This is a genomic window from Rothia nasisuis, from assembly GCF_928381405.1.
Classification (GTDB): domain Bacteria; phylum Actinomycetota; class Actinomycetes; order Actinomycetales; family Micrococcaceae; genus Rothia; species Rothia nasisuis.
Genome location: NZ_CAKMSB010000003.1, coordinates 153,592 through 175,606 on the forward strand (window position 1 = coordinate 153,592; position 22,015 = coordinate 175,606).

Sequence of the window (22,015 nt, forward strand, 5' to 3'; positions counted from 1 at the left end):
AGAGAGCATTATGGGTTTTTTCGATTCCGTGCAACCGGTAGTTGCCGCCGCTCCTCCGGCCAGCCAGGAGCGCCTGTTTGAAGCCCTGCGACGACTCGAACTTAACTACACGGTTGATGAATTCGATACGCCCATTGCCCACTATGATCACGGGTACCTGCTCTACATGCTGGCCGATGATCAGCTGACGGTTCGGGCCACCTTTCACGGGTCTATGCCTACCGAGGCTCTGCCGCACCTGAGCATGTTTGCCCACCAGTGGAACCAGTTCCGCCCCTACCTGGCTGCCTTCCCCGTAGTGCTGGGAGAAGAAGGGCAAGAGTTCGCGCTCCTTACCTCTGAGCAGACTTACCCGCTGGCCGCTGGCGCTACCGATGAGCAACTCGATTTGATGTTGCGCGGGGCAACCGAGGCAGCACTGGAGCTTTTCAGCGAAATCGCTAACACCTTTGGACCCACAGAATCCGGGGAGTAGACACATGTCAAAGCGGTTTAAGGTAGATTTAGGTGGCCTGGTTGAGCTGCTCTCTAAGAACCTGTATTCGGGCCCGCAAGTTTACCTGCGTGAGGCTATCCAAAACGGGGTTGACGCGATTACCGCCCGCCGGGAGCTTGACGCAGACGCCCCGGCGCGCGTGCTCCTGGACCCCTGGGAGGACGGTACCGGTATCACCATCACCGATACCGGCATCGGCCTCACTTCCGAGCAGGCTGAGGAATTTTTGGCAACCATTGGCCGCACCTCGAAGCGCGATGAGGTACTCAACGAAGGCCGGGCGGAGTACCTGGGCCAGTTCGGTATCGGCCTGCTGGCCTGTTTCTTGATTGCTGACCAAATTGAGGTCACCTCGCTGAGCGCCCTACCGGGCTCTAGCCCGGTGCGCTGGCTGGGCCACGCCAACGGCACCTTTGAAGTCGCCCCGCTGGAACAGGGCAGGCAGGACGCCGGTGGGCAGGACGGAGCCAACCAGCAGGCCCGTACCGACCTGCACCAAAGCGAAGTGCCGGTCGGCACCACTATTCGCCTCAGGGCCCGCCGCGACGCGGAGCACTGGGTAGCTGAGGAAACCATCATCACCCTAGCCAGTGACTACGCCGACTTGCTCCCGGTGGATGTCTCTGTCATGGTGAGCGCCGCTGGCCGTCGCGTGCCCCGCCGCATTTCGCACCTGGCGCTACCGTGGGCGCCCAGCGGTGGGCGCAACCAGCACGAACGGGCCCTTGCCCTGGCCACCTATGCTGATAAGACCCTGGGGGTGGCCCCGCTGGCCACCATTGACCTAGACGTTCCCGCCACCGGCACCACCGGTGTGGCCTATGTGCTGCCGCAGGCTGTGGCGCCGGGCTCGGGCCGCCACCGCGTCTACGTAAAAAATATGCTGGTCAGCTCCAAAGAAGACACCCTGCTCCCCGACTGGGCTTTCTTTGTGCGGGCCGTGGTGAACTCCGAGTCGCTCACACCCACGGCCTCGCGTGAGCAGTTGCGTGAAGACGAGATTCTACTACTGACCCGCGAGGCTATCGGTGAACAGCTCAAGACCTGGATTACTGAGACCCTGGCTGAGACTTCACCCCTGCAAGCCCGGTTTGTGGAGACCCACTCCCTGGCCCTGCGCGCTGTGGCTCTAGCTAGTGATGACATGCTCGACGTGGTCGCCCGCTCCCTGCCCTTTGAGACTACTGGAGGCCTGGCTACCCTGGCCGATGTAGTCGAACAGGCCGGGCAGGTTCTTTATACCCCCACCACCGAGGCCTACCGCCGCGTGGCCCCGGTTGCCCGCGCCCAGGGCCTGTGGGTGGTCAACGGCGGCTACGTTTATGACGCTGACCTGCTCGCCAAGCTGGCCGCGCGACCGGGCTGGCAGGTCTCTGAGCTGACCAGTAAGGACGTGAGCCAAACCCTCGCCCCGGTCTCTATGGAGCGGGAGTTTGACCTGCTCACTGCTCTGGAGCGGGCCCGAGCCGTCCTAGAAGCTCAGGACTGTGGAGTGGTGCTGAGAGAGTTCGACCCGGCCGAGGTTCCTGCCGTACTCTTGCGCGATGCGGACGCCGAGCGCGCCCGCGACATCCAACAGGAGGCCATGGACGCCGATGGCGCCCTCGCCGGCCTGCTCGGTTCCTTCGCGGGAGAGCAGACCGAGCCGACCCGCACCCTGGTTCTGAACGACACCAATGACAATGTACGCAGACTCCTGCAGCAACCCCACCACGCCTCCTTCGAGCCGGGCCTAACCACCCTCTACCTATCGGCTCTCATGCTAGCTGGCGAGGGCCTACACGGGGCAGAGACCCGCCTGCTCAGTAGCAGCCTAGCCCAGCTACTTGAGGCTGCCCTTCGAACCGACTACTAGCTAACGACCAGGGAGAATACCGTGTGGTCCCTTGACGAAACCAAACGCAAAATTGACCGGGTTCGCAGCCTTCCCTACGGTAGCGCCCGTACCGCTGCCGCCGAGCATGTAGCCCGCACGGTTGAGAAAGAAGGGCCTGCCCCAGCCCTGCCCCTGGCCTACCTGGCCCAGGTTGAGGCCTACGTGTTTGGGCAGCCGACCCCGGCGTCCTTTGCGGTATTCTCCAAGCTACTGCGCCTGTGGGACACCCACCCCGAGTATTTTGATGAAGGAACCACCGGCATCCTTTTCTGGCAGTTCAAATGGATTGTGGGTGACCTGACCGCCTACCCGCAGATTTCTCAGGCTCAGGCGCGTGAGCTGCTCGATGAGATGCGCAAGCGCTACCGGCTGGCAGGTCTGGGTGAATCGGCACCTGACCGGGCTGAATACATGTGGGCCGCACACCTGGGTTGCGATGACGAGGCCGAAGAGTGGCGGGCGGCCTGGCTGGCGCACGGAGAGGACGAGATGGACTGCAGCTCCTGCCGGCACGGTGGGATTCTACGGGATTATGTGGCCGATCAAGAATACGAACGGGCCATTGAGATGGGCGCTCCCACTGAAGATCTCTGCAACCGCGAACCTGCGGCCTCGCACCGGCAGCTGGCCCGGGCCTACCTCCACCTGGGTGACGGCGAGGCCGCTGGGCGGCACCTGCTGCGCGCCCAGGCGACCCGAAAGGACTACGACCCGGACGACCTGGGCCTTGAATTTGAGATTCTAGCCCGCGGCGGGCTGCTGGCCGAAGCCTTTCAACTGCTGGTTGACCACGGTAAACGGGCTCTAGCCCTGAGCGGAGACCCCGGTGATAACCGCAACTTTCTGCACTACCTGGTTGCGGGGCTGGCCTGGGCTGTGCCCCGGCACGGGGATATGCCGACCGGGATGCGTCCGGCTGAGAACGGCCGGCCTCGCGCCACCCTGCGTGAGCTCTACGACTGGGCACTGGCCGAGGCGAGGCCGTTAGCGCAGGCCTTTGACCGCCGCGCCGAGAACACCCGCTTTACTGAAAACCTGAGGGAGGCAGCTGAGGCCCCTGCCCTAGCGCAACTACTGCTGCCTACCCTGGGGAGGGGGTCGGCACCTGGAAGCAGGCCACACCCCGCGCAGAGCGTCCTGACTAGGGGCGAGATAGAAACGGACGGTCAGACCGGGCCCGTTGGATTCACACCCGGCGAGTCAGCCGGGCCGCGTGACCGGGCTGAGGCTCTACTGGCAGCCGGCGACCACGCCGGAGCCTTTGAGACCCTGCATGCGGCAGGTGCAGCTCCTGGCCTGCTTGTAGAAACCCTGCGGCTCTGGTGTCTGGTGGCTGAAAAGACCGGTGGATTAGCGGATCTGCTGGGCCCCGCCGCTACCGCTGTGGAACGAGCCGAGCGGGCTCTGGCCCCTGAAAGGCAGAGCCAGGGGGCCGAACCAGGCCGCACAGACCTGCTGGTCTTTCTGCTCGCCCGGGAGCTGCAGGCCCGCCTGATGGCAGTCACCAGCCCGGCGGGGCAGGGCGCCGCTGATACGGTCAGCGGCGTGGTTGAGGCCTACTCGGAGTCCGGCTTTGCCCGGCGGGCGGCGACCCTGCGCCTGTTTGAGGGTGAACTGGCCAGCGAACGCGGGCAGGCTACCCCTGCCATAGAGGCTTTTTTGGCGGCACGGCAGATGTTTGCGGACGCCGGTCTGCAAGATTCTGCCGCTAGCGCCTTGGAGGCTGCGGTGGAGCTACTCCAGGCCACCGGCCAGGCTGCCCGCGCTGAGGCCCTGGTAGCGGAGAGTCTCTAGGTGCTGGCAAGGCAACTACTGTGCAGCTGTCCTATGGTGTAAGAAGCCGCGAATCAAAGATGCAGTACCCCTGACATGGGAGCGCATCTGTTCCTCCGCTGATTCTGGATCGCCCGCCATAATGGCGTGGGCAATGGCGGCATGCTGCTCTTTAGAATGGGTGATGTTCGTGTCTATTAGGGGGAATACGTCGAGACACTCGTTGAGCATGGCTCGCATTTCAACTACGCCTTTCGCCAATCTTGAAATGCCCGTGAGCTGCGCGAGGTAAAGATGGAACCTGGAATCATAGAAGCGGTATAGGTGCTCGGGGGCCTCATTGACCTCTTTGAGGCGAGCCAGCAACCCAGCGCGTTGCTCAGCAGAGAGCGGCTGGCGGGCCGCCTCCTGAGCGATGGCTGATTCCAAGACTTCACGGTACCGGAGCAGATCCTCCAGGTCTGTGAAGTCAATTTTTTTCTCCCCCCAGGTAGCGGGGGCCGCGGGCAACACGAAGGCCCCGCCGTAACGCCCCCTGCGAACCTCGATACACCCTGTTTTTTGCAGCTCAATGATGGCTTCCCGTACCGCGCTCCGAGAGACTCCCAGAATTTCCGTGAGTTCTCGTTCACTAGGGAGCTTTCCCTGCGGTGGTACGAGGCCCGCACTGATGAGTGACAGAATCTTTTCCACAGTTTCTTCAAACACATTGCCGCTTTTGACGGGTGTAACGAGTTCTGCGAGTCGGCCAGGGGAGAAAAGTGCTGGAGTGCTCATGTACTCAGCATATCTGTAAATTCTCAGTAAACCCCCTTGACCCAAATCTGTGAACCAGGTTACGCTTTGCCTAAATCAATTGATTATTATCAGACCATTGATTCCTCTGGGATCCACTCTACGAAGGGCCTGGTTTCGATGAAAGAAATTGAAGCTGATAGCCACTATCTCCAACGCAGGCAACTCAAGAGAGGGGCAGCCGGCTGGATTCTACTTGCCGGGCTCGGCGTATCTTACGTCATTTCAGGTGACTTCTCCGGCTGGAACCTCGGGCTCGCCGAAGGCGGCTGGGGTGGCCTTCTTATCGCATTTATACTGATGGGAGTCATGTATATCTGCATGGTTCTTGGCCTGGCAGAGCTGAGCTCCGCCATCCCAACAGCTGGCGCCGGGTACGGATTCGCCCGGAGGGCCATGGGGCCCCTCGGCGGCTACGCCACCGGTATCGCGGTACTCATTGAATATGCGGTCGCCCCAGCTGCAATCGTCACTTTTATTGGGGGCTATCTCCAAGCTCTTGGTCTCTCAGAAAGCATCCCCCTCCCCCTCGTATATTTGGTCTGTTATCTAATCTTTATTGGGATTCACCTATGGGGTGTAGGCGAAGCACTTAAACTGATGTTTGCCATCACCGCTGTCGCCGTCATAGCTCTCTTAGCTTTCATTCTTGGAGCCCTGCCACACTTCTCGGTCAACAACCTTTTTGACATAGAACAGCAGAGCAAGGCTGTGGGGGCCTTCCTCCCCTTCGGTATCACAGGAGCCCTAGGCGCCCTCGTCTTTGGTATCTGGTTCTTCCTAGCGGTTGAGGGCGTGCCGCTAGCTGCGGAAGAGGCAGAGAACCCCGCCCGTGACGTCCCCCGGGGCATTATCACCTCAATCATTGTTCTCGTCTTCTTTGGTGCCGCCGTGCTACTGCTAGCTCCCGGCATCGCGGGGGCGTCTCTCATGAGCACGTCAGATAACCCCCTACCCGAAGCCCTCCGCACGGTGTATGGGCAAGACAGTAAACTAGCCGCCTTCGTCAACATCGCCGGCCTCTTTGGCCTCATCGCCAGCTTCTTCTCCATTGTTTACGGCTACTCGCGCCAGCTCTTCGCGCTCTCACGGGCAGGCTACCTACCTAAATTCATGTCTCTGACAGGGTCACGCAAAACACCCTACGTGGCCCTGCTCATCCCCGGCACCATTGGGTATCTACTCGCAGCCTGGCTCCAGGACGGCTCCCTGTTAATCAATATTGCGGTTTTTGGAGCCGCAGTATCCTACCTGCTCCTCAACCTCTCTCACATACTCCTCCGCATCAAGGAACCCGAGATGCCCCGAGCATACAAGACCCCCGGCGGTGTAGTCACCACGGGCATTGCACTAGCCCTATCGGCAGTCGCTATTGTTTCTACCTTCCTCGTAGACATGGTTGCCGCAGGCCTGGCAGCGCTGGTCTTCATAGGGTTCCTTCTCCACTTCATGCTCTACTCCAGAAACCACCTCGTGGCCAATGCCCCCGAAGAAGAACTAGCTCTGCTCTCCGCAGCAGAATCTGAACTCAAATAATATTTCTACCCTTATCAAGAACGGGGAAGTCCCATGACACTAGCATCCGCCTACACTGAATACCGAGATGGCTTTCTCACCCTAGAAGAGCTGAAGACACTCCATAAGAGCGGTGACATCGACACCGTTATCGTCGCGGTCGTCGACATGCAGGGCCGCCTACAGGGAAAACGGCTGACCAGCGAGTTTTTTCTAGACGGTATCTACGAACACGGAACAGAGTCATGCAACTACCTGCTGGCTGTAGACGTTGAAATGAACACGGTGCCCGGCTTCAAGATATCCTCGTGGGAAAACGGGTACGGCGACCTAGAGATGCGCCCCGATATGCGCACCCTGCGCAAGGTCGCGTGGCTAGAACGCACCGCCATGGTTTATTGTGACTTCTTCACGACAAACGGCCAGCCCGTTCAAGAGTCTCCCCGTCAGATGCTCATCACTCAACTGGAACGACTTGAAAGACTGGGCCTCAAAGCCTACGTTGGCACCGAACTTGAATTCATCATGTTTGACGACACCTACGAAGAAGCACAGAAAGCCGGGTACAGCAACCTCACCCCCTCCAACCTGTACAACGTCGACTACTCCCTCCTGGGAACCACCAAGGTGGAACCGTTACTCCAAGACATCCGCACCAAGATGGTCAGCTCCGGAATGTACTGTGAGGGCGCTAAGGGTGAGTGCAATTATGGGCAACACGAAATCACCTTCCGCTACCAGGACGCGCTACAAAGCTGCGACAACCACGCCCTCTACAAGAACGGCGCTAAAGAAATTGCCGCTCAACACGGTAAATCAATCACCTTCATGGCCAAGTACAACCAGCAAGAAGGCAGCTCCTGCCATATCCACCTCAGCTTCCGCACCCTGGAGGACGAGCCCGTCCTCGCCGGCGATAGAGAACACGGGTTTAGCACGATGATGGAGCACTTCATTGCGGGCCAGCTGAACTGCATCGAAGATTTCACCTACTTCTTCGCCCCCAACATCAACTCCTACAAACGCTTCGTGGAAGGCAGCTTCGCCCCCACCGCAATCGCCTGGGGCATCGACAACCGCACCTGCGCTGTGCGAGTAGTCGGCCACGGCCCGGGGCTACGAATTGAAAACCGGGTGGGCGGCGCAGACCTCAACCCCTACCTAGCGGTTGCCGCCATGATTGCAGCCGGCATCTACGGCATAGAAAACAAACTCGAGATGCCTGACAAGATGCCCGGCAACGCCTACACCTCCGACGCCCAACGGCTACCAACCACCCTGGCAGCAGCCCGCGAAAAGCTCATCAGCTCCCAGCTCGTCCTAGACGTGTTCGGGCCTGACGTCGTTGAGCACTACGCGCATGCCGCCCAAGTAGAAATTGAGGCCTACAACTCAACCGTCACCGACTGGGAAAGGATTCGTGGTTTTGAACGCCTCTAAACCGATTGTTGGAATTACCACCTACCTGCAGGAGGCCCGGTGGGGAGTCTGGGAAGATGAGGCCACGCTACTTCCTATCGACTACGCCCGGGAAGTAGCCGCAGCAGGGGCCTACCCCGTGCTCCTCCCCCCTATCGGAACCGACGTCAGCATCCTCGACCGCTTGGACGGGCTCCTTGTTGCCGGGGGAACCGACGTGAACCCGGCCCTCTACGGCGCCGACCAGCACGCAACGACCCTCTACCAGGAAGACCGAGACACCCACGATACCCTGCTCACCAGGGCAGCTCTCACCCGGGGCCTTCCCCTGCTCGCCATCTGCCGAGGCATGCAGGTTCTCAATACGGCCCTGGGCGGGACTCTGCACCAGCACATACCCGAGCTACTGGGGCATGACCGCTACCGACCCGAGCCCGGAGTGTACGGCCAGGTAAACCTCACCATATCGCCTGGCACCCTACTAGCAGATATCCTGGGAGAGGCCGCATCGGCCCCCTGCTACCACCACCAGGCAGTCGACCGGGTAGCCCCCGGCCTCAAGCCCACCGCCACCAGCCCCGAAGGTCTAGTTGAGGCCCTTGAGCTCGCGGACGATTCCCCCTACACCGGCTGGGTCCTGGCCGTGCAGTGGCACCCGGAACACAACCCCGATGACCGCAGAATCATTGATGCCTTCATCAATCATCTTCAGAAATAGAGAAACCGTATGTCTGTGACACAACTCTTCAACCCCTCCAACGGCCAGCTCATCCGGGAGATCCCCCAGACCTCTGCTGAACAGACCGGGGACGCCATCGAGCAGGCAGCAGCAGCACAGCCGGGCTGGGCAGCCACCGACCCTGCCCACAAGGCTGCGGTGCTCAGAGAATTTGCCCGGCTCGTTCACGAACACCGGCAGGAGCTAGCAGATTTAGAAGTCCTCAACTCCGGCCACACCATCTCTAACGCCCTGTGGGAGGCTGACAACGTCCACAACGTGCTGAACTACTACGCAGCCGCACCCGAGCGCCTCTTTGGCCGGCAGATCCCCGTTCCCGGCGGTATCAACATCACCTACAAGGAGCCACTAGGGGTTGTGGGCGTCATCGTCCCCTGGAACTTCCCTATGCCCATCGCCGGGTGGGGGTTCGCGCCCGCCCTCGCCGCAGGAAACGCAGTCGTACTCAAACCCGCCGAAGTAACACCGCTCACCGCCCTCCGCCTCGCTGAGCTAGGCCTCCAGGCAGGCCTACCCGAGGGTCTTTTCACGGTTTTACCGGGGCGGGGCTCCGTTGTTGGTGAAACCATGCTCACCCACCCCCTGGTGCGTAAGATTGTTTTCACCGGATCCACCGACGTCGGCAAGCACGTTCTTGCAACCTGCGCACAGACCATCAAACGCACCACCCTAGAGCTAGGTGGCAAGAACGCTAACATCGTCTTTGCCGACGCCGATATTGAGAAAGCCGCCCACGCAGCCCCCGGGGGTGTCTTTGACAACTCCGGCCAGGACTGTTGCTCACGCTCACGCCTACTCGTCCAAAAGGACATCTACGACGAGTTCATGGGGCACTTTGAAACCGCCGTTCAACGGTTTAGGGTGGGCGACCCCCAAGACACCTCCACCGACATGGGCCCACTCATCACGGCCTCCCACGCCGACTCCGTACGCCGCTATATTGAAGCTGCTTCGGTGTCATTCACCGGCTCCTGCCCCACCGGTCCCGGGAACTGGGTGGCCCCCACGGTCCTCACCCCGGACTCGATTGATACAGCCGACTTCAACGAAGAAATCTTCGGCCCGGTCGTTTCCGTCGTCCCCTTCAGCACCGAAGAAGAGGCCATTGCAATCGCCAATAATACTGAATACGGTCTTTCCGGCTCTCTCTGGACGGGGTCTCTTGACCGGGCGATTCGCGCCAGCCGCGCCATCGAAACCGGCAACCTCTCGGTCAACTCCCATGCATCGGTGCGCTACTGGACTCCCTTCGGAGGCTTTAAGCAGTCGGGCCTCGGGCGGGAGCTTGGCCCTGACGCAGTAGACGCATTCACCGAAACCAAAAACGTTTTCTACTCCGCATAAGCACAACCACTATTTCAGAAAGGGACTTCTTCATGCCCAAGGAACTCATCTCTAACCGCCTTGAAGAAAAGGTCGTCGTGATTACCGGCGGCGCTTCAGGCATCGGCCTCGCAACCGCCCGGCGCGTTGCCCTGGAAAAGGGTATTCCCGTTATCGCTGATCTTGATGACGTCAAGGGCCCTCAGCTCGCTGAAGAGCTCGGCGGGCTGTTCGTCAAGACCAACGTGGCGGACGAAGAATCTGTTAAGAACCTCTTCAAGACTGTGCATGATGCCTACGGCCGCATCGACGTTGCTTTCAACAATGCAGGTATCTCACCCGCCGATGACAACTCTATTCTCACCACCGGCATTGATGCCTGGCGTAAGGTGCAGGAGGTCAACCTGACCAGCGTCTACTACTGCTGTAAGTACGCCCTGGAATACATGGTTGAGCAAAAGTCGGGCTCCATCATCAACACCGCCTCCTTTGTGGCTCTCATGGGCGCAGCTACTTCTCAGATTTCCTACTCCGCGTCCAAGGGAGGGGTACTGTCTATGAGCCGGGAACTCGGCGTCCAGTTCGCCAAGGACGGCATCCGCGTCAATGCCCTCTGCCCTGGGCCGGTGAACACCCCCCTGCTCCAGGAACTCTTTGCCAAAGATCCGGTAGCTGCGGCCCGTCGCCTGGTGCACGTGCCCCGCGGCAGCTTCGCCGAACCCGAGGAAATCGCTGCTGCCGTAGCCTTCCTGGCAAGCGATGACTCATCATTTGTTAACGCCACTGCCTTCAACGTAGACGGTGGCATTACTGCCGCCTACGTCACCCCCGAGTAAACCGCTCACTCACCAGGTAGGTTGGCGGGGCGCAGGCCTTATCTGTGCCCCGCCTTTCTCTGCTCTCACGAACGCGGAGCTGTTCTAGCGCACCCACACACCGGTGCGAGCCCGCCGCCAGAGAGTAAAAGCGCGAGCGCCCATGTACCAGAGGGCGTAGGCGCACCAGAGCAACAGGTAGGCGGTAGTTGCGGACGCAGGGTGGGCTGCCTCCTGCCACCAGATATAAAGCCCACCCAGCACCGGCAGGTAGGCAACCAGGGTGAAGAGACCAGCCAAGCCCAGGTAGCGCACGTCCTGGGCGCCAATGAGCACGCCGTCCAGAATAAAGACGTAAGCGGCCAAAGGTTGCCCTATACCCAGCACCAGCAGAGAGAGCGCAAAGAGCCGTTGCACCTCAGGGTCTGAGGTGAACACCCAGGCCAGGCCAAAGCCCACCGCCGGGCAGGCCAGTGCTGTGACCAGACCAAAACCCACGCTCCACCGCACCAGGCGGTTTTTCAGCCGCACAACGGCGTCCTGCCCCTCCCGGGTTGCCAGGTTCTGGGCGCCCATCTCCTTACCCAGCAGGGCCTGGGCGGCAATGGCCAGTGAGTCCAGGGCGAAGGCCAGCAGGTTGAAGAAAGCCATGGTCAGCTGGTAGGCGGCCAGGTTCTTCTCGCCCTGGGCGGTCACTACAAAGACGGTCGTCAGCAGGGCAATGCGCAGGGCCGCAGCCCGCACCATCAGCCAGCCGCCCACCCTAAAGACGGCCAGTAGCCCGGCGGCATCCGGCAACCAGCTAGCGGATGCCCCTGTTTTTGCCGAAAATCCCACCCTAGGCGCCGCTTTCGGCAAAAACAGGGGCATTCGAGCAGAAGCACCACCTCCTGCCCGCGCCACGACGGCGGCGGTCAGGGCCAGAGCCATGCCCCACTGCACGGCAGCGGTTGCCACCGCCGACCCGGCCACACCCCAGCCGACCGGGTAGACCAGGGCCCAGCTGAGTGGCACGTTCACCGCCGCGCCCAGGGTGGCAACGTAGAGCGGAGTTTTGGCGTCCTGAAAACCGCGCAGGGCCCCGGTGGCCGCGAGAACCAGCAGCATACCGGGTAAGCCAACCAGCGAGGGCAGCAGGTAGGCGCGGGCGTGAATCAGGACGTCCCCGCCTGCACCCAGCGCACGCAACAGGAGGTCAGCGGAGGCAGCCAGCAGCAGAGCGAAGAGAATCCCTAGACCAGCGGCAACCCAGAGGCCGTTGCGGGCGGCAGCAAGGGCACGGGCAGCATCCCCGGCACCGACCGCCCGGGCTACTGCGGGAGTAGTCGAGTAGGCCAGAAAAACCATAAAACCCACCAGGGTTTGCACCACCGTGGATCCCAAGGTCAGACCGGCCAGCGGGCCACTACCCAGGTGCCCCACGATTGCCGAGTCAGCCAGGACCAGCAGTGGCTCAGCAATGAGGGCTCCGAAGGCGGGAACGGCCAGAGCCAGAATCTGGCGGTTAAGAGAAGTAGCGGGGCGGTCAGAGGTTCTAGGAGGCATGCTCACCACCCTACCGCGCAGAGGAAGGGCAGGTCTTCTCTCCCCTCGAATGCCGCTATAAGTTCCCTGTGCATGAAGTTAAGAACAGGCTGATGACGTTTGCAACTACCTTCACGGAGCCGGGCCCTAGGTGCTTGGGGCTCATGCCGAGGGCTAGTTGGCCTGGGCTTCAGCTTCAGCCACATCGGCCTCACTGACGTCGTGACCGGTGTAAAGCTTGAACTGCTCAGCAGCCTGCAAGGCAATGACTTCGCCGCCGGTGATAACCTCTTTGCCAGCGGCCCGGCCCGCACGAATCAGCGGGGTTTCAACGGGCATGGCGACCACATCAAAGACCGTCTGGGCAGCCTCGATAGTGGGGAGCGGGTAGGCCAGAGCATCAACCTCGGGGCCACCTTCCATGCCGATAGGGGTGACGTTGACCAGCACAGGGGCGGCCAGCTCCCCTACCTCTGGCGCCCAGGTGTAACCGTAACGCTCGGCCAGGGCCCGGCCGGTTTCTTCGTTACGGGCGATGATGGTACCGCTACGGAATCCGGCATCGTAGAAAGCCCCGGCCACCGCCGCAGCCATACCACCTGAACCGCGCAGCAGGAAGGGCAGGGCCGGGTCAACCCGGTGGCTAGCCAGCAGGGAGGCCACTGCAATCACGTCGGTGTTGTAGGCCTTAAGGTAGCCGTCGGTGTTCACGATGGTGTTGACCGCACCGATCACCGACGCGGAGTGATCCATCTCGTTGACCAGGGGAATCACGGCCTGTTTAAAGGGCATGGAGACCGAGCAGCCGCGAATACCCAGGGCCCGTACACCACCGATAGCCGCCTCAATATCGTTGGTGGTCATAGCTTTATAGAGAAAGTCCAGGCCAAACTTTTCATAGAGGTAGTTGTGGAATTTAATGCCGTGGTTAGAGGGGCGGGCCGATAGAGAGATGCAGACGGTGGTGTCACGGTTGAGGGGCGGGCGGCCAGCAACCTCCCGGGTGTGGTTAGCGGATGCCAATGCAGTGGGTGAGGTGGTCATAGCGTGTTTTCCTGGGTTTAGCTCCCCGCCGGAAGCCTCGGTAGGGCAAACCGGCCTAACCCTTTCAACCCTATCACCGGCGTCCGCGTAAGCTGTGTTCTGGCTCCTCTGGGCCAGCTAGGGTCGCCTCATAATGTAGGTTTTGCGCCCGGCAAACTCATCGGTGTGGGCAATAGTGAAGCCCTCCTTGGTGTAAAAGCGGATTGCACGGACGTTAGTGGTCAGCACCTCAAGCTCGGCGGGGCCGGGGTCGAGCACATCAGCCATCAGGGCCTGCGCCACCCCGGTGCCAAAAGCCTCGGGGAGCAGGTAGAGCATCTCAAGTTTCTGCACGTCATAGGGCATCTGGGAGGCGAAGGCCAGCCCCAGCAGACAACCGATTTCAGGGTCGGGGCAGGGGGTTGACCCCGCAGTTGGCCGAGGTGTTTCAAGGCTGGGGAGAGACTCATACTCGGGGAGCCTGACCGCAACCAGGGCGCGGCGGCGCTGACCCAGCTGAGCCTGGGCGTCCTGCCCGCTACCACCGGTGGACTCTAGCCACTCGGCAAAACCGGTAGCGCGGGCCTCTAGTTGCTCTTCCTGCTTGGCGAACATTTGGGAGGTGAAAGTGCCGGTGTAGGCCTTCCGCCACGAGACTATACGCAGTCTCTCCCACGCTAGGGCCTCATTGGGCCTGGGTGGGCGAACCTCAAAATTCATGAATTCTCCTAGCGCCCGGCCGTGGCGAGTGATGCTGGGGGCTGGCGGGCGTAGAGACATACTACCGCGTCAAGCCCACATACCTGGCAGTTTAAAGGGGCAGGTAGAAGATGTAATCGTGGCCGACTACGGTCTCAGTCAACCGGAAGACCCGCTCCCCCACCCGCTTAAAACCCATTTTTTCGTAGAATTTTTGGGCGCGGACGTTCTCGCGGTGGGTTCCCAGGTGCAGGCCGTCCTTACCGTCAGCGCGGGCGTCCTCAATGACCCGGCTCATCAGTTCCTGAGCCAGGCCGGTTCCGCGGGCCTCCTCACTCAGGTAGAACTTGCTGAGGTAGGCGGCGCTACCGGGTACCTCTGCCGGCTGCTCGGCCTCATGGTCAATGCCGGTGTAGGCGATTATCTCGCCCTGGGTGTTGAGGGCGATGGTGAAGGCGTAGGCCCCGGTGGCAATGTGGCGAGCCAGGGATGCCTCGTCAAGGTTTGTGGCGATGAACTCTGCTACTGCGGCGCGGGGCACCGTGGCGGGGGCGGCATCGGGAAAGTAGGTGCCGGCGAAGTCTGAGAGGGCGGCGGCATCAGTCAGGGTTGCGGGTCGGATGATGACGGTCACGCTTATTCCTTTTCGTAGCCACGTAGCCTGTTGAGGGCGCGGCGTTCGGTTTTGGTGGGGCGGCCGCTGCCGCGCTCACGCTTGGGCAGGACGCCGCTGGTGAGGTAGGCAGGCTTGGGGGCGGAGATGTCGTTGTAGCAGGTCACTGCCAGGGGCGCACCGACCCGCTTGGCGATAGTTTTCTGTACGACCAGGATTCGCTCCCAGCCGGGGTAGCGCACGGTGACGGTATCGCCGGGCTTGACCTTTTGCGAGGGCTTGGTGTGTTCTCCGTTCAGGCGCACATGCGCGGCCTTGACCTCGGTGGAGGCCAGCGATCGGGTCTTGAAGACGCGCACGGCCCAGAGCCAGACGTCGATACGCACCGGGGGCTGGGGTTCCACCGGGCCAAGGGTCTCTGCTAGCTGGTTGGCACTGGGTGAAGTCATGTTTCTAGGCTACCCAATGAGCGGGTGAAGCACTTACCCGCGCGAGCGTGCGTCATATCGCTGAGCGTGCAGTAGTCGTGCGCACTCTCGGCGATATGACGCACTTTCGCTGCCCGTCGGGTTCCGTCCTGCCGTACACTTGTGCCCATGACTACCCCTGTTGCGCCTGCCGTTCCTGCTGATTCCTGTTCCCTACCGGTTGACGAGAACCTACCGGGTACCGCCGCCTGCGAGCGTATCTGGATTCTGCTGGAGTACCCCGGCGGCTGGGGGCGCGACATTCTCGACGGCACCACCTTCGGCACCGATCTTTCTTTAGTCCTCAAAGAGAAGATGGCGCAGGTAGGTGCCCGTCTGCTCCTGGTTAGGCAGCCTGGCCGTGAGGGCCAGAAGGTTAAGGACGCTGGGGCTCGCCGCCGTGCCTTCATTGCGGTGACCGGGGGTAAGGGTTTTTCTGGGGCCAAACTTTATTCTTTTGAGGTGCGCGGTGCAGATGACCTGCTCGCTCTCCCCCTCGAAACCCCAGAGAATATACCCGGCGCGGTTCTTTCGTCTGAAACCTTGACCCTGTTCTGCACCCATTCCAAGCGTGACCGCTGCTGTGCGGTGCGTGGCCGACCTATTGCCTCTTTCGTGTCAGAACAGCTGGCTGACGGTAGCGTCTGGGAGTGCTCTCATACCGGCGGGCACCGCTTCGCCCCGGTGGCTATCAGCCTACCAACCGGCTACACCTACGGGCGGCTGACCTTCTCTAGTGCTCTGGCGGTGGCTGAGGCTGCCCGTGGCAACCGCGTGGAGCTGACCGGCCTGCGCGGGCGTTCGGCCCACTCTCCGGTTGAACAAGTGGCGGAGGCTGCGGTACGGCGGGTTCTTGCGGACGCCGGTGAGCAGGTGAGCCCCGACCACCTTAGCCCCAGCGAAATGACCGCCACCGAACCCGACCTGTACGCCGCTCGTATAGTTCACCGCGACGGGCGAGCCTGGGTGGTGACCGCCCGCCGCACCAAGCTACCGCCGCGCCCGGCGTCCTGCGGTAAGGAGCCAGGCCCGGCTTTCAGCTGGGAGGTCGTCAGCCTGCGCCCGGGGACGGCAGCCTAACCCTTTTACCTCATCACCCAGGCATCGCCCTGTTTCAGGGGCAAATCTCAATTTTTAGACCACGCCGCTAGCGCCCAGCAGAGAGCCCACACCGAAGGTCACGGCCAGGGCCAGGGCACCGCCGACTACCACGCGCACAGCGGCCTTGCCATAGTGTGGGGATCCGCCCCACTTGGCGCCCAAGGTGCCGGTAATAGCCAGGGCGATGAGCACACCGGCGAAGGTCACCGGAATGCGGGTGGACTCGGGGAAGAGCAAAATCAGCAGGGTGGGTAGCAGGGCTCCCACCAGGAAGGCACCGGCGGAGGCAAAGGCAGCGGACCAGGGTGAGGGGATGTCCTCATCGTCGATACCCAGCTCAAAGTGCAGGTGGGTCTTGAGGGCGTTCTTCTCGGTCATTTCAATGGCTGCCTTGCGGGCAGTTTCGGGGGAGATACCGCGCTCTTCAAGGATTTCGGTCAGCTCATCGAGCTCGTGCTCAGGCAGCTCGCGTAGCTCGGCCTTTTCCTTGGCGATCAGGGCCTCCTGGCTGTCCACCTGGGAGGAAACCGAGACATATTCGCCCAGGGCCATTGAGATGGCACCACCGACCACGGCGGCTGCGGCAGCCACGCCGATTGCAGAGGTACTGGTGGTTGCACCGGCAACACCCACCACGGTGGCGGCCACAGAGACAATGCCGTCATTAGCGCCCAGAACAGCAGCACGCAGGCGGTTGAGCTTCTCCTGGTAGGCTCCGCCCATATCGTGGGCCTCGCCGGCGTGGGGGGCGGGGGCCGCCTCAGCAGGTTGATTCATCATGTCTATCAGCCTAGACCCCCGCCCGGAGTGCCACCAGCGAGTGTGCAGTCACCGCAGGCTCGGCCCCGCTTAACCGGCAGGTGAGGTGGCCCTGGCCTAACCCCGCTGAGCCTCCTTGCGTTCCTTCGCGTAGATGAGCGGCTTAGCTGCCTCAATGATGAAGAAGACCACCAGCCCCAGGCTCAAGGACATCAGGTAGGAGCGCGCCGGTAGCGAGGTTGATTCAAAGAGATTCTGCATGAAGGGTAGGTAGATAAAGCCCAATTGCAGGGCCACCAGAATTCCAACCACAAGCCAGGCCACCCTGTTATTGAAGAGCACAGTGGTACGCATGGCTGTGTTCTGCAGGGCCTTGACGTTGAAGAGGTAGAAGGCCTGGGCGACCACCAGCACGGTGGTTGCCTGGGTGCGAGCTACCTCGGTCGAGAAGCCCTGGTTCAGTAGCACATAGAAGGAGCCCATGGTAGCAGCTGCAATGAGTAGCGAGGCCAGAGCGATCTGCACGATATGCGAGGCGCGCACAATGGAGTGCGACGGATTCTGCGGGGGCCTACTCATGACGTTATCTTCAGCGGGTTCAAAAGCGTAGGCGAAGGCCAGGGTCACAGCGGTTACCGTATTGACCCAGAGAATCTGCAGGGGTGAGAGCGGGAGCATCCAACCAGCCAGGATAGCAACCAGCATCACCAGTGACTGGGCCCCGTTGGTCACCAGCAGAAAGACCAGGGCCTTGCGCAGGTTGTCGTAGATACGGCGGCCTTCTTCAACCGCAGTTTTGATGGTGGCGAAGTTGTCGTCGGCAAGCACCACTTCGGCTGACTCTTTGGTGACCTCGGTACCCTTGATGCCCATGGCAACACCCACGTCAGCACGGCGCAGGGCAGGGGCGTCGTTCACGCCGTCACCCGTCATAGCGACGATCTCGCCCTGGCCCTGCATGGCCTTGACCAGGCGCAGCTTGTGTTCAGGGCTGGTTCGGGCAAAGACGTTATGACGGCGGGCTAGCTCGGCTAGCTCGCTCTCGCTGGCCGTTTCAATCTGGGCTCCGGTCACGGCCCCGGCACCGTCGTCAATGCCCATCTGGCGGGCGATGGCCGTAGCCGTTCCGGCGTGGTCGCCGGTAATCATTTTGACGGTAATACCCGCCCTGTGGCAGGCCTCGATGGCGTCAATTGCTTCGGGGCGCGGCGGGTCAACGATGCCTGCTAAGCCCACAAAAATGAGGTCATCTACTGAGTCTAGGGGCAGTTCGGTGGCATCCTGCGGGCTGGCAGGGCGGTAGGCGGCAGCCAGTAGACGTAGCCCCTGGTCAGAGAGCTCGTCAACTGCCCTCTCCCAGCGGGTAGCGTCGAGCGGCTCAGTTCCGGTCTCGGTGAGCTGGGTGTTAGAACGGGCCAGCAGGACGTCCGGGGCCCCCTTGACGAAGACAGCCGGCGAGCCGCTCCCGACGTCCGCAACCGTGGTGGCCATGAACTTGTAGTCGGAGCTAAAGGGGAGGGTTGCGGTGCGCCGGTAGTCGTCGGCGTCCACGCCCAGTTTAAGAGAGAAGGTTTTGACTGCGCCTTCGGTGGGTTCACCGGCGATCTTCCAGAGGCCTTCTTCTTCAAAGACATCGGTTTCGTTGGCTACACCCATGATGCGGCCCAGGGTCGCGACGGTGGCACCGGGTTCTACAGCCTGGCTGGTGGCAGCCTTCCCGGCAGGGCGAATGGAGCCTACCGGCTCGTAGCCGTTTCCCTCAACCTCAAAGCTGCCAGCGGTGGTGACGGCGCGGGTTACGGTCATTTCGTTCTTGGTTAGGGTGCCGGTCTTGTCTGAGCTAATGACGGTCACGGAGCCCAGGGTCTGCACCGAGGGGAGCTTGCGGGTGATCGCCTTCTTCTGGGCCAGGGTTTGCACGCCCAGCGCCAGGGTAATAGTAATCAGAGCGGGCAGGCCTTCGGGTATAGCTGCTACCGCAAAACCAACCGCTCCCATCACAGCTTCGACCAGGGCGGTGCCGTAGGCAAAGTAGTCAATCAGCCCAAGGAGCACGGCTGCGACCATCACGCCGATAGCCAGCCATTTGGTGAAGGCTGAGATTTGGCGGGTTAGCGGGGTTTCAAGGGAGTCCACCTCGCTCATCATGGTGTTGATATGGCCGATTTGGGTGTTTTGGCCGGTGGCTACGACTAGGCCGCGGGCTGACCCGGAGCTGACCAGGGTGCCCGAGAACAGCATGGAGGTGCGGTCGCCGAGACCGGCCTCACGGTCAACGGGGTGCGTGGCTTTTTCAGCGGGCACAGATTCGCCGGTTAGGGCTGATTCTTCGGCGGCTAAGTTGGCGGCGTCAAGAATACGGATGTCGGCGGGGATTTTGTCACCGGCTGCCAGGCGTACCAGGTCACCGGGCACTAGCTGGTCGGCATCGATATTCTCCCAGGCCCCGCTCCTGCGCACCGAGGCCGTGGAGGAGAGCATGTTTTTGATGCCGTCGAGAGCTGCCTCAGATTTTCCCTCTTGAATGTAGCCGATAATCGCGTTGGCAATGACGACGGCCAAAATCACGAAGGTGTCGATCCACTCCCCTAAAAAGGCAGTAAGCACCGCAGAGCCCAGGAGCACATAGATCATGATGTCTTGGAACTGGCGCATGAAGCGCACCAGGTTGCTGTCTTTTTTGGGCTCGGGGAGCCTGTTGGGCCCATAGGTGGTCAGGCGCTCGGAAACGTGGGCACTGTCAAGGCCGGTCTCGGGGTTGACCGCGAGCTCCTGGGCGACCTGCTCGGCGCTCAGAGCGTGGGCGGTACTTTCTAGCGGTGGGGCGCCGTGAGCGCCAGCGGTAGTAGCCATGATCCTTTTTCTGGTGGTTTTGTTGGGCTGTGGGCTAGGGCCTACCGTTCTGGCAAGGCACCAGCAGATGGGCAGAGAGGCTTAACCGGGGAGCATGGTTGCTAGCTCCTTGAGAAAGGCCTGCCGGTCGAGAGTTGGGTCGATGGTTGAGCGCAGAGCAAAGCCGTGGACGAGGGTGAGTACCTTATTTGCCGCAGTCAACGCATAGTCGCGGCTACCGGTACCGGCCGGAGCGTGAGCGTCCGCCCAGGCCTGGAGCTGGTCTGCGAGCGCGGCGAGCAGACGCAGCAGGGCGTCTGCGACGACGCCGTCAACCTCCCCGCCGGAGCACATTTCGGGCCAGAGCTTCACCAGTATTGCAGGGCGTGAGCTCACTATGGCGCCTGCGGCGATAAGGTCGAAAATCTGGCGGGGGGTGACCGGGGCGTCCGCCCGCTTGGAAACGGCGCGTATAGCTTCTTCAAGAAAGCTGACGTTGAGGTCGATGGCGGCTCGCAGAATTTCTTCTTTGCTGGAGAAGTGGGAGTAGATGGAGCCGCTGGACATGCCCGATTCTTTGATGACGTCTGCCATGGAGATGGCCGCGTAGCCCCTTCTGGCGAAGCAGGCGGTGGCTGCTTCAACGATTTGTGACCGGCGGGCGAGGCGGGTCTCTTCGGTCAGTCGAGGCATGTAAACAGAATAGCAAAGCTGTTTTAAGTTGACAAACAGAATGTTCAATCTTTTATTCTGGGTTGGGCGCACATTAAATATTCTGTTTGTAGCTGAGTTCCTGGCCCGAGGGGAGCAGTTAGTGGGCAGGAAGGGCGCTCACAAAGTCACTTAGGGCCGCGTAGGCGTCTGCGCGGGCGGGCTCGGGTGAGAGGAAAACGTCGTGGGTGGCACCGTCAATGACGCGGCTGGTGACGTTCTTACCCAACACCAGGGCCCAGCGGCGAATGCTCCACACGTTGAGTATGGCATCGAAGTCATGGCGGTCGCCGGGGGCTTTTAGCCTCTCCGAACGAGCTGAGGTCAACACCAACACGGGAGCTTTAATATCGAGCCCACCCTGCAACTGCCGGTGGGCCCGGCGCACAGCAGCCAACCAGCCTGCGTAGATGGGCGGGAAGTTGAGGGTCTTCCAGTCGGTGTTAAACTCCCAGCTACCTGCATGGTCGGCGTGCAGGGAGCGGGCGTAGGGGTCGGGTGCAGACTTCTGGACGATGGTGCGCGGCTTGAGGCGGGCCAAAGAGGCGATTGAGCCGCTTGCGGCAACCCGCACCAGGGGGTTATTGAAGTGGTCCAGCCAGGGTGAGTTAAGGACGAGGGCGGCCAGTTCGGGCGGGGCAGTGCGGCCAGCCCAGAGGGAGGCGATGAGCCCGCCGGTGGAGTGGGCCACGAGGATGACCTGCCGATGGCCGTCGCGGCCGGTGATGAGCTGCCAGGCGGCAGTGAGGTCTTCGAAGTAGTCGTCAAGGCTTTCGGTGTAGAAGGGGGTTTGCCCGGGCCGCAGGGAGCGGCCGTACTTGCGCAGGTCAAGGGCGTAGAAGTCATAGCCGCGCTCGGACCACCAGTCGCCGAGGTCCTTTTGGAAGAAGTAGTCCACAAAGCCGTGCAGGTAGAGCACAGCAGGCTGGGTTGCCCCGCGCTCTCCCTGGGCGGACGCCGGTGGGCGGGGCGCGGCGCCCTGACCGCTAGTGCTGGCGGGACGGTGGACCAGGGTGGCGACGAGAGGGCCTTCGGAGTCCCTGCCCAGGTCGATAGTTTCGGCGGTGTAGGGGGAACCAAGAATGTCTGGCTGTGTCATACAATCCACTATACTCTCGCACACATTTTCGTATTACGATATTTATATGGAAACTATCAACGGCACCCCGGTAACAGAAGAACAGATTCAAGCCTGGGCAGACGAGGCTGAAAAAGGTTACTCCGTAGACCGCTTTAAAAAACGCGGCCGCCCAAGCCTCGGGGGCGCTCCTGCATCGGTTATTCCCGTCCGCATGGAGGAGGAGCTCCTTGCGGCCCTTTTGCATAAGGCTAAGGTTGAGCATCTTAACCGTTCAGAAGCTATCCGCGCCGCTGTCCAGGCCTGGGTTGATGCATGATTTCAGTTCACCACTCCGCTCTCAAACATGGAATGTAGAGGCATAGATCCATTCACCGCTAACATTCTTATAGAAGTGATACCTGCAACACCCCGCAGGTATCTCATGCAAAAGACCCCTTGCTCATCTTCTTAGATT

Annotated in this window: 20 protein-coding genes; 10 read left to right on the forward strand and 10 right to left on the reverse strand. The window is 61.3% G+C overall.

The window, feature by feature from the left end:
• The first annotated feature begins 10 nt into the window (after positions 1-10).
• From L6966_RS03870 to L6966_RS03880, 3 genes are read left to right on the forward strand one after another with little or no spacing between them, the layout of a single operon-like run.
• Positions 11-475: a YbjN domain-containing protein gene (locus L6966_RS03870; RefSeq protein ID WP_237224457.1), complete on the forward strand. Its 465-nt coding sequence runs from the start codon at positions 11-13 to the stop codon at positions 473-475.
• A 4-nt stretch (positions 476-479) separates the two neighbouring features.
• The gene (locus L6966_RS03875; protein ID WP_237232900.1) at positions 480-2,351 is read left to right on the forward strand and encodes an HSP90 family protein; all 1,872 of its coding nucleotides are present in this window, start codon (positions 480-482) and stop codon (positions 2,349-2,351) included.
• 21 nt (positions 2,352-2,372) lie between these two features.
• A complete protein-coding gene (locus tag L6966_RS03880; RefSeq protein WP_237232901.1) occupies positions 2,373-4,166 on the forward strand; it encodes a hypothetical protein in 1,794 nt (597 codons plus the stop codon).
• 15 nt (positions 4,167-4,181) lie between these two features.
• Here L6966_RS03880 and L6966_RS03885 read toward each other — a convergent pair whose 3' ends face one another.
• Complete coding sequence (locus L6966_RS03885) at positions 4,182-4,922, reverse strand: FadR/GntR family transcriptional regulator (RefSeq protein WP_237232902.1); 741 nt, start codon at positions 4,920-4,922, stop codon at positions 4,182-4,184.
• 138 nt (positions 4,923-5,060) lie between these two features.
• On the opposite strand from L6966_RS03885, the gene eat reads away from it, so the two are divergent.
• Genes eat through L6966_RS03910 form a run of 5 tightly spaced genes read left to right on the forward strand, consistent with a single transcriptional unit; the run spans position 5,061 to position 10,772 of the window.
• Entirely contained in the window at positions 5,061-6,476 is a 1,416-nt protein-coding gene (gene eat, locus L6966_RS03890; protein ID WP_237232903.1) for an ethanolamine permease, read from the forward strand.
• Positions 6,477-6,509: 33 nt separating this feature from the next.
• Positions 6,510-7,895, forward strand: coding sequence for a glutamine synthetase family protein (locus tag L6966_RS03895; protein WP_237232904.1), 1,386 nt, complete (start codon positions 6,510-6,512; stop codon positions 7,893-7,895).
• On the forward strand, positions 7,876-8,592 hold the full coding sequence (locus L6966_RS03900) for a gamma-glutamyl-gamma-aminobutyrate hydrolase family protein (protein WP_237232905.1): 717 nt from the start codon (positions 7,876-7,878) through the stop codon (positions 8,590-8,592). The genes L6966_RS03895 and L6966_RS03900 overlap by 20 nt, the downstream gene beginning before the upstream one ends.
• 9 nt (positions 8,593-8,601) lie before the next feature.
• Positions 8,602-9,957 (forward strand): aldehyde dehydrogenase family protein, encoded by a 1,356-nt coding sequence (locus tag L6966_RS03905; RefSeq protein ID WP_083091880.1) that lies wholly within the window; start codon positions 8,602-8,604, stop codon positions 9,955-9,957.
• A gap of 32 nt (positions 9,958-9,989) precedes the next feature.
• Positions 9,990-10,772 carry a 3-oxoacyl-ACP reductase gene (locus tag L6966_RS03910; RefSeq protein ID WP_083091879.1) on the forward strand — a complete coding sequence of 261 codons (783 nt, stop codon included), beginning with the start codon at positions 9,990-9,992 and terminating at the stop codon, positions 10,770-10,772.
• Positions 10,773-10,856: 84 nt separating this feature from the next.
• Here L6966_RS03910 and L6966_RS03915 read toward each other — a convergent pair whose 3' ends face one another.
• The 5 genes from L6966_RS03915 to L6966_RS03935 form a co-directional block, all read right to left on the reverse strand.
• Positions 10,857-12,296: an MATE family efflux transporter gene (locus L6966_RS03915; RefSeq protein WP_237232906.1), complete on the reverse strand. Its 1,440-nt coding sequence runs from the start codon at positions 12,294-12,296 to the stop codon at positions 10,857-10,859.
• A gap of 153 nt (positions 12,297-12,449) precedes the next feature.
• Positions 12,450-13,319 (reverse strand): shikimate 5-dehydrogenase, encoded by an 870-nt coding sequence (locus L6966_RS03920; protein WP_237232907.1) that lies wholly within the window; start codon positions 13,317-13,319, stop codon positions 12,450-12,452.
• A 117-nt stretch (positions 13,320-13,436) separates the two neighbouring features.
• Entirely contained in the window at positions 13,437-14,018 is a 582-nt protein-coding gene (locus tag L6966_RS03925) for a GNAT family N-acetyltransferase (RefSeq protein WP_237232908.1), read from the reverse strand.
• Between the two features lie 91 nt (positions 14,019-14,109).
• Positions 14,110-14,631 carry a GNAT family N-acetyltransferase gene (locus L6966_RS03930; protein ID WP_237232909.1) on the reverse strand — a complete coding sequence of 174 codons (522 nt, stop codon included), beginning with the start codon at positions 14,629-14,631 and terminating at the stop codon, positions 14,110-14,112.
• Between the two features lie 2 nt (positions 14,632-14,633).
• Positions 14,634-15,059: an RNA-binding S4 domain-containing protein gene (locus L6966_RS03935; protein WP_237224446.1), complete on the reverse strand. Its 426-nt coding sequence runs from the start codon at positions 15,057-15,059 to the stop codon at positions 14,634-14,636.
• A 147-nt stretch (positions 15,060-15,206) separates the two neighbouring features.
• On the opposite strand from L6966_RS03935, the gene L6966_RS03940 reads away from it, so the two are divergent.
• Positions 15,207-16,157 carry a sucrase ferredoxin gene (locus L6966_RS03940; RefSeq protein ID WP_237232910.1) on the forward strand — a complete coding sequence of 317 codons (951 nt, stop codon included), beginning with the start codon at positions 15,207-15,209 and terminating at the stop codon, positions 16,155-16,157.
• A gap of 54 nt (positions 16,158-16,211) precedes the next feature.
• Here the strand turns inward: L6966_RS03940 and L6966_RS03945 are convergent, their stop codons facing one another.
• The 4 genes from L6966_RS03945 to L6966_RS03960 all read right to left on the reverse strand — a co-directional run bounded on the left by L6966_RS03945 (position 16,212) and on the right by L6966_RS03960 (position 21,579).
• Positions 16,212-16,958, reverse strand: coding sequence for a VIT1/CCC1 transporter family protein (locus tag L6966_RS03945; RefSeq protein WP_419721880.1), 747 nt, complete (start codon positions 16,956-16,958; stop codon positions 16,212-16,214).
• A gap of 96 nt (positions 16,959-17,054) precedes the next feature.
• On the reverse strand, positions 17,055-19,790 hold the full coding sequence (locus L6966_RS03950; protein WP_237232911.1) for an HAD-IC family P-type ATPase: 2,736 nt from the start codon (positions 19,788-19,790) through the stop codon (positions 17,055-17,057).
• An 81-nt stretch (positions 19,791-19,871) separates the two neighbouring features.
• The gene (locus L6966_RS03955) at positions 19,872-20,462 is read right to left on the reverse strand and encodes a TetR/AcrR family transcriptional regulator (protein WP_237232912.1); all 591 of its coding nucleotides are present in this window, start codon (positions 20,460-20,462) and stop codon (positions 19,872-19,874) included.
• A 118-nt stretch (positions 20,463-20,580) separates the two neighbouring features.
• The gene (locus L6966_RS03960) at positions 20,581-21,579 is read right to left on the reverse strand and encodes an alpha/beta hydrolase (RefSeq protein WP_237224442.1); all 999 of its coding nucleotides are present in this window, start codon (positions 21,577-21,579) and stop codon (positions 20,581-20,583) included.
• A gap of 46 nt (positions 21,580-21,625) precedes the next feature.
• Between L6966_RS03960 and L6966_RS03965 the strand changes: the two genes are divergently transcribed.
• Positions 21,626-21,877 (forward strand): ribbon-helix-helix domain-containing protein, encoded by a 252-nt coding sequence (locus L6966_RS03965; RefSeq protein WP_237232913.1) that lies wholly within the window; start codon positions 21,626-21,628, stop codon positions 21,875-21,877.
• Positions 21,878-22,015 lie beyond the last annotated feature (138 nt).